Source organism: Phormidium tenue FACHB-1052 (assembly GCF_014696675.1).
In the GTDB taxonomy this organism is placed as follows: Bacteria; Cyanobacteriota; Cyanobacteriia; order Phormidesmidales; family Phormidesmidaceae; genus Nodosilinea; species Nodosilinea tenuis_A.
Map to the genome: position 1 here is coordinate 208,009 of NZ_JACJQN010000008.1, position 11,860 is coordinate 219,868.

5 protein-coding genes are annotated in these 11,860 nt (G+C 54.6%); 3 read left to right on the top strand and 2 right to left on the bottom strand.

What is annotated here, in order from left to right; genetic code table 11:
• Positions 1-84 precede the first annotated feature (84 nt).
• From H6G07_RS13100 to H6G07_RS13110, 3 genes are read left to right on the top strand one after another with little or no spacing between them, the layout of a single operon-like run.
• The gene (locus tag H6G07_RS13100; protein ID WP_073608466.1) at positions 85-1,134 is read left to right on the top strand and encodes a CHAT domain-containing protein; all 1,050 of its coding nucleotides are present in this window, start codon (positions 85-87) and stop codon (positions 1,132-1,134) included.
• Positions 1,131-4,862 (top strand): nSTAND1 domain-containing NTPase, encoded by a 3,732-nt coding sequence (locus tag H6G07_RS13105; RefSeq protein ID WP_190740712.1) that lies wholly within the window; start codon positions 1,131-1,133, stop codon positions 4,860-4,862. Before H6G07_RS13100 ends, H6G07_RS13105 begins: the two co-directional genes overlap by 4 nt.
• Positions 4,859-8,734: an NACHT and WD repeat domain-containing protein gene (locus tag H6G07_RS13110; RefSeq protein WP_073608464.1), complete on the top strand. Its 3,876-nt coding sequence runs from the start codon at positions 4,859-4,861 to the stop codon at positions 8,732-8,734. Before H6G07_RS13105 ends, H6G07_RS13110 begins: the two co-directional genes overlap by 4 nt.
• 62 nt (positions 8,735-8,796) lie before the next feature.
• Here H6G07_RS13110 and H6G07_RS13115 read toward each other — a convergent pair whose 3' ends face one another.
• Complete coding sequence (locus tag H6G07_RS13115; protein WP_073608463.1) at positions 8,797-9,660, bottom strand: DUF3991 domain-containing protein; 864 nt, start codon at positions 9,658-9,660, stop codon at positions 8,797-8,799.
• A 301-nt stretch (positions 9,661-9,961) separates the two neighbouring features.
• Positions 9,962-11,845 carry an AAA family ATPase gene (locus H6G07_RS13120; RefSeq protein WP_073608462.1) on the bottom strand — a complete coding sequence of 628 codons (1,884 nt, stop codon included), beginning with the start codon at positions 11,843-11,845 and terminating at the stop codon, positions 9,962-9,964.
• Positions 11,846-11,860: the final 15 nt, after the last annotated feature.

Genomic DNA, 11,860 nt, shown 5'->3' on the forward strand with positions numbered 1-11,860 from the left:
TCTTTATCTAGTCTGGTGCATGCCAAAGGTTGAAACCCTAGGCATGCAAGGCTTCTGCTGTACTTCATTTGTATGGGATGCCGTATGAATCCGATTAAGATTCTCATTTTGACAGCGAATCCGAGTAATACGGGTAGCAACCCCTTGGGCTTGGATACCGAGGTGCGGCGGATAGAGGAAGCGATTCAGCGATCGCAGTACCGCGATCGCTTTCAGGTGATCGCCAAGCTCGCCATCGGGACGACAGATTTGCGGCGGGCGTTGCTCGATCACCGCCCACAAATCGTTCACTTTTCGGGCCATGGCGCTGGAGAGAATGGTCTTGTGCTGGAAAATGATGCCGGAAAAATGCAGTTTGTTAGTACCGAAGCACTAGCTCGATTATTTGCGGCTCTAGAGCCGGGGGAGATTGATTGTGTCTTGCTCAATGCCTGTTATTCAGAGGTGCAGGCTACCGCAATTCATCAGTCTGTAGACTGCGTGATTGGGATGAATCAGCCGATTGGTGACCAGGCGGCAGTGCAGTTTGCTGAGGGGTTTTATGATGCGCTGGGGGCCGGTAGCCCCTACGACCAAGCATTTAAGATCGGTTGTAGTGCAATTGATTTGGCAGGCAGTGCGGAGTATTTGAAGCCGGTCTTGAAATACCGATCGCGCCCTAATCGAGCACTACCCATTGATCAATCTGCTAAACCAATGGAGGTGGCGTCAGAGAGGCAACCCACCGTAGAAGCACCTGTACGCCCTTCCCAATCTCAAACCATTGGCACGATTTCGATTACCGGTAGCCACAACCCGCTTAACGTGGTGCAGGCGGGGAGCAATGTCAACCTGAACCAAACAAGCGACCAGAGTAGCGGTGGCAATGCTGATTTAGAAGCTGCATTAGACCTATTGGTAAAGCTCAGGCAGGAGGTGGCGGCAACGGCTGACCTCAGTACTTTTGCCAAAAAAGATACGGAGTCTAAAATCGGTATGCTCCAGGAAGAATTGCAGAAGCCAGAGCCTGATAAGGGCTTTGTGCATGAGGTGGTGCAGGCGTTACAGCAGGGGTTGAGCGGAGTTTTGACCCTGGCCGAGCCGGTGACGAAGGTAGCTGCCCTATTGGCAAAAGCCTGGGTAGGTCTGCCATGAACCCAGACGATACCCAAAACCCATTGCCACAGCCACCCGCCAACCAGCAGCAATCCTTCAGCGATGTGCATGTACAGGGCAATGACAACCAGTTGAATATGATTCAGGCTCAGGTGGTCACCCTGACTCAAACCAAGATCATTCAGATCTCGGTGAATGAGATTAAGACCCGTGAGCTGATCGCGGCTTCGCCCTATAAGGGGCTGAAAAAGTTTGAGCCTGAAGATAGCGATCGCTTTTTTGGTCGCGATCAATTCATCGGTGGCCTGGTGAATGAGCTGGAGCAGACCAATTTTGTGTTGCTGCTGGGGGCTTCGGGCAGCGGCAAGTCATCGGTGGTGCGGGCGGGGCTGGTGCCCTGGCTACAGCAGACCTGGGGCAAGCAGTTTGTCAGTCTGGTGCTGACGCCCGATAGCGACCCCTTTGAATCGTTCTATGGCAGTTTGCTCAGCCGGGGCTTTAGCCAGGCGCAGGCGCAGGCGACCAAGATAGACAAAGCAGACACGTTGAACCAGGTGGTGACCACGCTGAAGCCAACCGAGGCGTACTGGTTGATTTTTATCGACCAGTTTGAAGAGCTATTTACGGTGAGTGAGGCCAAAAAGCGAGACAGTTTTATTCACAGCCTGGTGAAGCTAAGCAAAGACCGGGCCAGCGACGCCACGCTCAAAATTGTCGCCACCATGCGGGCCGACTTTTTAGACCAGCTCGACCCGGCCCCGGCGAATCGGCTAGCGCGGCTGACGGAGAAGCACCGCCCGCTGATTACCCAGATGCACCCGGATGAGCTGCGCTTAGCAATTGAGCAGCCCGCCGCCCACCACGGGGTGGTGTTTGAAACGGGGCTGGTGGAAGAGATCATCAAAGATGTGCAGGGGCAGGCGGGCTATTTGCCGCTGTTGCAGTACACCCTGGATCTGCTCTGGGAAAGCGAGATGCAGAATGGTGGCCTGCAAGATCGCACGTTGCGGAGCAGTGCGTATCGGCGGCTGGGTGGGGTGCGGGGTGCGCTACAGCAGCGGGTGGATGAGATTTATCTGGGGTTGTCTGAGCCAGAGCAGTTGGCGGCGCAGCGCATTTTTCTCAAGCTAGTAGAAATTGGGGATGATGAAGCGGCGGGGACGGGGTGGAAGCCGGTGCGGCGGCGGGCGGCGCGCGCTGAGTTCGCGGATGAGGCGGAGCAACGGGTGCTGACTCAGTTGATTAATGCCAATCTGCTGGTGAGTGATGCAACCATTGAATCTGTGGGGCAGCGGCAGGCAGCGGGGCAGGCGGCGACGGTTGAAATTGCCCATGAGATTTTGCTGACGTCTTGGACAACGCTGCATGGCTGGATTAAGCAAAATCGGCAGTCGATTGCGCTGCGAAATCGGCTGAATGATGATGTGGCGCTGTGGCAGGCCCAGAAGGCGGATAGTGACCTCTGGAGTGGGTCAAAGCTGGCGCGGGTGGTGGAGCTGCGGCGAGATGCGGTGTTTAACCAGGTGTTGGGAGGCTTTAGCGCTGGGGCGAACCAGTTTATTGAGGCGAGTGTGGAACTGCGGGAGCGCCAACGCAGGCGGGTGCTGCTGGGGATGTCTGGGTTTTCTATGGTGGCGTTGGCGTTGGCGGGTTTTGCGGGTTTTCAGTGGCGGCAGGCTCAGCGGCAGGCCACCGTCGCCCAGTTGCGAGAGCAGGCGGCGACGGTGCAGAACCTATTACCCACGGCTAATGCAGTTCAAGGCTTGATTTTAGCGATCGATGCCATAGACAGGAGTCAGTCGGTTCCAGATCTAAGGATAAACGCCCAAGTTAATCTGCTAAGTGCAGTGCAATTATCGCAAGAAGTCAATCGGTTGCAAGGCCATGAAGCTTTTGTCGCTTCAGTAGCGTTTAGCCCCGATGGCACCCGCATTGTCAGTGGCGGTGGCGACACCACGGTGCGGTTGTGGGATGCCGAGATGGGCCAACCCATTGGTCAACCGCTGCAAGGTCACGACGAATGGGTCAGTTCAGTAGCGTTTAGCCCTGATGGCACTCGCATTGTCAGTGGCAGTGAGGACAAGACTGTGCGACTGTGGGATGCAAAGACAGGCCAACCCATCGGTCAACCGCTGCAAGGCCACGACCATAGGGTCAATTCCGTCGCATTTAGCCCCGATGGCACTCGCATTGTCAGCGGCAGTGGCGACAAGACCGTGCGACTGTGGGATGCAAAGACAGGCCAACCCATCGGTCAACCGCTGCAAGGCCATGAGGATGCTGTCCGTTCCGTCGCATTTAGCCCCGATGGCACTCGCATTGTCAGTGGCAGTGGCGACAAGACCGTGCGACTGTGGGATGCAAAGACAGGCCAACCCATCGGTCAACCGCTGCAAGGCCATGAGGATGCTGTCCGTTCCGTCGCATTTAGCCCCGATGGCACTCGCATTGTCAGTAGTAGTCTCGACAAGACCGTGCGGCTGTGGGATGCAAAGACAGGCCAACCTATTGGTCACCCCTTTCAAGGCCATGAGAGTTATGTCCACTCAGTGGCGTTTAGCCCCGATGGCACTCGCATCGTCAGTAGCAGTAGCGACAAGACCGTGCGTCTGTGGGATGCCAAGACGGGCCAACCTATCGGTCACCCCCTTCAAGGCCACGACTATAGGGTCTATTCAGTGGCATTCAGCCCGGATGGCACCCGCATTGTTAGTGGTAGCGAGGATAACACAGTACGGATGTGGGATGCCGAGACGGGCCAACCCATCGGTCAACCGCTGCAAGGCCATGAGTTTGAGGTTTTTTCAGTAGCGTTTAGTCCCGATGGCACTCGCATTGTCAGCGGCAGTTTTGACAACACAGTGCGGCTGTGGGACGCCAAGACGGGCCAACCCATCGGTCAACCGCTGCAAGGTCACGACGATTTGGTCTCTTCGGTAGCATTTAGCCCCGATGGCACTCGCATTGTCAGTGGTGGCGACAACACAGTGCGGCTGTGGGATGCCAAGACCGGCCAACCCATCGGTCAACCGCTGCAAGGCCACGACGATTGGGTCAATTCCGTAGCATTTAGCCCTGATGGCACGCGCATTGTCAGTGGCAGTGAGGACAAGACAGTGCGGCTATGGGATGCCAAAACCGGACAGCCCATTGGTCAACCGCTGCAAGGTCACGACGATTTGGTCTCTTCGGTAGCATTTAGCCCCGATGGCACTCGCATTGTCAGTGGTGGCGACAACACAGTGCGGCTGTGGGATGCCAAGACCGGCCAACCCATCGGCCAACCGCTGCAAGGCCACGACGATTGGGTCAATTCCGTAGCATTTAGCCCTGATGGCACGCGCATTGTCAGTAGCAGTGGCGACACGACCGTGCGACTGTGGGATGCCAAGACGGGCCAGCCCATTAGTCAACCGCTGCAAGGCCACGATGGCTGGGTCTTTTCCGTAGCGTTTAGCCCGGATGGCACCCGCATTGTAAGCGGCGGTGAGGACAAGACAGTGCGGCTGTGGGATGCCAATGCTGATTGGCTGTCCATAGCCTGCAATCGGCTCCAATATCACCCGCTGCTCAACCAGCCAGAAACAGTCATTGCCGACGATCCAGAGTTTCTCCAGGTAGCCCAACGGGCCAAAGCTACCTGTCAGCAAAAAGTGTGGAACCAGACTGCCCCACCCACCAGCCATTCACCGATCGCTGATTGGCCCTTAGTTCGCAATCTCCCCCTGGTGACACAGTTGGCCAACCTCTGGAAAGGTCTGCCATGAACCACCCCCAGCCGCCAAACCCTGAGCAAGACCCACCCCCCAACCAGCACCAATCCTTTGAGACTGTGCAAATACAGGGCAATGACAACATCTTCAACGCCCTTCAGGCCCACATCATCAACCTCACCCAAACCAAAATTATTCAGATCTCAGTCGATGAGATCAAAACCCGCCAGCTAAACACCACATCCCCCTACAAAGGGCTAAAAAAGTTTGAATCGACCGACAAAGATTACTTCTTTGGGCGCGATCAATTTTTAGCTGAGCTAGTCAACGAGCTCAAGCAAACCAACTTAACCTTGCTACTCGGCGCATCCGGCAGCGGCAAGTCTTCGGTCGTGCGGGCCGGGCTAGTGCCCTTGCTCTCAGAAAAACTGGGCAAATCATTCCTGAGCCTAATCTTCACCCCAGACCAAGACCCCTTTGAGTCGTTCTACGGCAATTTGCTAAGCCGGGGCTTTAGCCAATCTCAGGCACAACTGGCGCGAGCGGGCAACGTAGACACCCTGAGCCAGGTCGTCAAAACCCTCAAGCAACCCGACGAATTTTGGCTGATCGTCATTGACCAATTTGAGGAACTGTTTACCGTTAGCGCCCCCGAAAAACGCGATCGCTTCCTAGAAGGTCTAGCCAAACTCAGCACCCAACGAGCCACCGATCCGCAGCTCAAGATCGTAGCCACCATGCGCGCCGACTTTTTAGATCGGCTCGACCCCGCCCCCGCCAACCTGGTCGCCAAAGCCACCCAGGGCCACCGCCCCCTAATTACCCAAATGCAGCCAGATGAGCTGCGATCGGCGATCGAGCAGCCCGCCGCCCACCATGGCATAGTGTTTGAAACCGGGCTGGTAGAAGACATCATCAAAGACGTGCAGGGGCAGGCGGGCTATCTGCCGCTGTTGCAATACACCCTAGACCTGCTATGGGAAACCGAGGTGCAGGATGGCGGCATTCGCGATCGCACCTTAAATATCAGCTCCTATCGGCGGCTGGGTGGGGTGCGCGGTGCGCTCCAGCAGCGGGTCGATGAGATCTATCAGGGGCTCTCTCAGCCAGAACAATTGGCGACCCAGCGCATTTTTCTCAAACTGGTAGAGATTGGTGGCGATGTCGAGTCGGGTACAGAGTGGAGACCCGTGCGACGGCGAGCCCATCGTGCTGAGTTTGCCGATGTGCAAGAACAAGCCGTGCTGACGCAGCTGATCAACCAAAATTTGCTGGTGAGCGACGTGGTGGCCGCAGCGGCTAGCGCTTCCCCAGAGTCTACGGTTGAAATTGCCCACGAGATTTTGCTCACCTCCTGGCCCACTCTGAATGAGTGGATTAAAGACAACCGCCAGGCGATCGCCCTCCGGAACCGCCTCAACGACGACGTCAGGCAGTGGCAAACCACAAAACCCGATGACGAGCTCTGGAGCGGCTTAAAGCTAGCCAGGGTGGTAGATCTCAAAAACGACCTTGCCTTTAACCAGATTTTGGGGGGCTTTAGCCCAGAGGCTACGGCGTTTATTGAGGCAAGTGTGGGGTTGCGCGATCGCCGAGAACACGACAAAGAAGCCCAGCGGCGGCGTGTTGTACTGGGGCTATCGGGTTTTTCGATGGCTGCCCTGGCGCTATCTGGCTTTGCGCTCTATCAATGGCAACAGGCCCAGCGGCAGGCTACCGTAGCCCAGTTGCGAGAGCAGGCGGCAATGGTGCTGAACCTATTACCCACAGCTAATGCCGTTCAAGGCTTGATTTTAGCGATCGACGCCATAGACAGGAGCCAGTCGGTTCCAGCCCTGAGGATGAGTACCCAAGCTAATCTGCTAAGTGCAGTGCAGCTATCGCAAGAAGTCAATGGGTTACAAGGCCACGAGGATATAGTCTCTTCAGTTGCATTTAGCCCCGATGGCACTCGCATTGTCAGTGGCAGTGAAGACAACACAGTGCGACTGTGGAATGCCGAGACGGGCCAACCTATCGGTCAACCCCTGCAAGGTCACGACGATTTGATCCGGTCTGTAGCGTTTAGCCCGGATGGCACTCGCATTGTTAGTGGCAGTGGCGACAAGACCGTGCGGCTGTGGGATGCCAAGACAGGCCAACCCATTGGCCAACCGCTGCAAGGTCACAACGATGTGGTCCATTCAGTAGCGTTTAGCCCGGATGGCACTCGCATTGTCAGTGGTAGTCGCGACAAAACAGTGCAGCTGTGGGATGCCAAGACGGGCCAACCCATTGGCCAACCGCTGCAAGGTCACAACGATGTGGTCCATTCAGTAGCGTTTAGCCCGGATGGCACTCGCATTGTCAGTGGTAGTCACGATAAGACTGTGCGGTTGTGGGATGCCGAGACGGGCCAGCCCATCGGTCAACCGCTGCAAGGTCATGACGAGAAGGTCTATTCAGTAGCGTTTAGCCCCGATGGCACTCACATTGTCAGTGGTAGTCGCGACAAAACAGTGTGGTTGTGGGATGCCAAGACCGGCCAACCCATCGGTCACCCCCTGCAAGGCCATGACGATTGGGTCCGTTCAGTGGCGTTTAGCCCCAATGGCACTCGCATTGTCAGTGGTAGTGCTGATAAGACCGTGCGGCTGTGGGATGCCGAGACCGGCCAACCTATCGGTCAACCGCTGCGATATGACGCTCAGGTCCATTCAGTAGCGTTTAGCCCCGATGGCACTCGCATTATCAGTGGCAGTGACGATACAACAGTGCGGCTGTGGGATGCTGAAATAGGTCAGCCCATTGGTCAACCGCTGCAAGGTCACGACAATAAGGTCTATTCGGTAGCGTTTAGCCTCGATGGCACTCGCATTGTCAGTGGCAGTTTTGACAAGACCGTGCGGCTGTGGGATGCCGAGACGGGCCAACCCATTGGTCAACCGCTACAAGGTCACGACAGTACGGTCATTTCAGTAGCGTTTAGCCCCAATGGCACTCGCATTGTCAGTGGTAGTGCTGATAAGACCGTGCGACTGTGGGATGCCGAAACCGGCCAACCCATCGGTCAACCGCTGCAAGGCCATGAGAATTTTGTCTATTCAGTAGCGTTTAGCCCCGATGGCACTCGCATTGTCAGTGGCAGTGACGACAAGACCGTGCGACTGTGGGATGCCAGGACGGGCCAACCCATCGGTCAACCGCTGCGACATGACAATCCGGTCATTTCAGTAGCGTTTAGCCCCAATGGCACTCGCATTATCAGTGGCAGTACTGACAAGACCGTGCGACTGTGGGATGCCGAGACCGGCCAACCCATCGGTCAACCGTTACAAGGCCACGATGATTGGGTCACTTCAGTAGCGTTTAGCCCCAATGGCACTCGCATTGTCAGTGGCAGTGACGATACAACAGTGCGACTGTGGGATGCCGAGACCGGCCAACCCATTGGCCAACCCCTGCGAGGCCACGAAGATTTTGTCACTTCAGTAGCGTTTAGCCCCGATGGCACTCGCATTGTCAGTGGCAGTGATGACAAGACCGTGCGACTGTGGGATGCCGAGACCGGCCAACCCATCGGTCAACCGCTGCAAGGCCACGAAGATTTTGTCACTTCAGTAGCGTTTAGCCCCGATGGCACTCACATTATCAGCGGCAGTGAGGATAACACAGTGCGGCTGTGGGATGCTAACGCTGATTGGCTAACCATAGCCTGCAATCGCCTCCGATATCACCCGCTGCTCAACCAACCAGAAACAGTCATTACCGATGATCCAGAATTTCTCCAGGTAGCCCAACGGGCCAAAGCAACCTGTGAACAAAAAGTCTGGAACCAGGCTGCCTTACCCACCAGCCAGTCAGCGATTACTGACCGGTCCATGGCTGTGAGGTTGCATCAGGTATGGGCCAACCTTACCAAGCTGCTTAGCCAAGCGTCTAGATAATTTGCGACTTTTGACTATGTCAGCTCTGGTCTTAATTGGACCTCATGTCTAATTGCGTCCGCTCATCTTCCTAAATCAAACCTAGACTTCTGATTTGTTTGGATAGAGACAGAGGCTCTACCTTTTTGAATCAACGAATTTGAGCCACTGCCCAAGTCTCGCTGCATAGCCGCTGTTGCCTTCTCCGACAGTGGGTCCCCCTTCGCCACTTCCCTAGCCACCTCCGTAATCCGGCCTAAATATCCCTCCGGCCTACCCAGCACCACCGCAGTCCCATGCCACCGCCAAAGCTGCCCCAGTTCTGGGCGACCCTGCTGCCACGAGTTCCCCATGCTCTCCGGGCACACCAGCACCTCATTCCAGCCCTTGCCCTGGTTCGGCGTTAGCCGCTCAATTCCCGGCACCTGCTGCGCCACCCGCCAGGCCATTGTCTCCCCCGCCACATCCGCATCAAACGCCGCCGCTACCAGTTCCCCACTCCACAGCACCGTCTTCAACGCTTCCGTTGGCACCCCTCCAAAGCCATCCGTTGAGAGATAAATCGACACTCCCTCCGGCCCCCGCTGAGCCCGATCCAGCACCGCCAGCGACATCGCATCAATGGGCGACTCCACCAGCAGCACCCGCTGCACTGGCCCCTGCCCCGTACCAATCCAAAACCACCCCTGGTCTCTAGCCGACCCCGGCGCTAGGCCATGGAAATGATTCTCCTCGCCCCAAGTGCCTCTTAAACTGGCCCCAATTACCTCACCCCGCCTCCAGGTTTGGGCCTGCAACTTATGCCGCAAAAATACGGCATTCTGATGGTCATCGGCAAAGATCAAGCCCCGCTCATGGAGCCGATCCACTAACACCGATGGTAGCTTGCGGGTTTCCACCAGATACTCATGCACCCCCGCCCAGCGATGTTCATTTGGGGCGGGCATCTCCAACACCCTGGGTTCTCGCTCTTCAGTAGCGATTGCAGGTAGTTGATGAGGGTGGATAGCGATCGCTCTCGGTATGCCTTGAGCATGGTCAACAGAGTGAATGCATCGGCTGTTGATAGCACCACGTAATGAGTGTCTCTTTAACCATTACTATGAGCTTATCTCCAAGCAAATCCTTTCGTGCTACCGACCCGTTCAGCGTACCAGAGCCCTCGCAAATACTCTATATCGAAGACAACAACCCTGCTCTGAGGGTTATCATCACACGTGAGCACAATCATCTCAGAAGAAAAACAGCTTACTTGTTCCTAGTGAAGAACAATCGATCTTCCCTGACTTCATAGCTAGGTGGGTTGTGAACGGCCTCCCTTAGAGCTTCCATATCTGGAACGAGGAGAACACACCGTTGTCTGCAGCGGCTCAAGGCTGTGTAAACCATTGCTCTTTCCAAAAGTCGAGACGGAGGCAAGACAGCAATGATAGTATCCCAATCGCTACCCTGAGCCCGATGTACAGTCAAAGCATACGCCATTTCTATATATGACTCGGTCTCTCTTAACGAACAAACAATACGCTCATCCTCTGCCTCAATCTCTACATGAGCCAAATCTGGATTTCTAGGGGCAGCATTAATGATATTGACAATCCTTCCTTGAAGACCGTTAATAACTCGTTTTCCAGAGGAGAGGGTTGTATTGGCTGTGAAAACAACTGGAGTACTCAGTTGGAGGTCACTGGTGCCATAACTGTGCTGATGGATTCTACTGTTGAGAGCTTTGGCACCCAACTGACTTTCCGATAAAGGAGATATTACCTGCGCTTCCAAGTTAAGAGCATCCAATACTCTTGTTACCAGCGAGGGAATTGCCTTCCATTCGGCCTGAATTAATGATATGCCCTGCTTCCATGAATTTTCCCAGTCAAACGAGGCTATATCCGGTAGAACTCCATTTCTGATAGCTGATAGCGTTTGAGGTATGCCTGTTTCGTATGCTTGGCGATGGACAACGGTGAGTTCTTGTGAAGGAATCTGGTTACACCGAATAAAACTATGCAGGAGCTTACCGGGGCCAATTGGGGGCAACTGGGCCTCATCCCCGCACAGAACCAGACTTGCGCTTTTAGGCAATCGCTTAAGCAGATGGCGAAAATCTAACATGTCCACCATCGAGAACTCATCAATGATGACAACGGTATCCACGAAATCGTTTGTCTTCAATTTGAGCAGCGCCTTAGCGATTGTCATCGACTCCCTTCCTGTACTGTTCGTCATTTTTCTGGCTGCCTTAGCAGCCAGGGCAAGGAGTACCGGACGCTTGTTAGCCATCTCTGCCGCCGTACAGATAGCTTTGATCACAAAGGTTTTGCCAACTCCAGCTCCCCCATAAAATAGACTCACGTTTTTTTCGGCGGCGTTCAGGACAACCTTATACTGTTCCTGGGTTAGGTTAGTGTGTTCAATACGCTGGACGGCACTCACTAGCTCGACAGGCTGACTGGCTAGGCTAGGTAAAGTCAAATGGTTGAGTACCCAATCTTCGATTTCTCTTTCCAGGAAATAGGCTCCAGGAACCTGAAACCCATTCTCGACAGCAAATAAGGCTCCAGTCTTCAGTGCTAGTTCAATGGCTTGCTCTGCTATCTGGCTTAGGCTAGGTAGTGAATTATTCCACCGAGGCTTGAGCAAATCCGCGATGGAAATTCTGAGTCTCTTCTGATTGATCCAGGTAGAACCCGATTCATCAATATAGGAGTAGACAGCTTGTTCCGAAGCTCCAATCAACCTAACGGGATGGTCGGGCGGGATATTGAGCTGTTTGGCTAGTCTGTCTACGCTTTTCCAAGGAGCAACAGCTAGCAAACGATAGGGATTTGCTTTAAGCTTTTCTAAAGAGGCATGTCCCCAAATACGAAATACAACAGTGCCTGCAGAAGGTGAAATTTCATTACGATCTAACCATTGGATTATCTCTTGTTGGGCAAGCACTTTTCGCCAGCCAAAGAGCAATAAATCTGTTTTTTTAACGGTCAAAACCTGAGTTAGACGGTTCCTATCCTTCTGAGTAAGAATTTCATAGAGTTCTTCGCCAAAGGCAGTAATAGCCTTTTCAGCAGTACTCTTTCCTACCCCCTCAAAGTCTGGACCAGTGAGTACTTTATGGAGATTAGGTAGTTTATACATGAAGCGTTCTCAGAC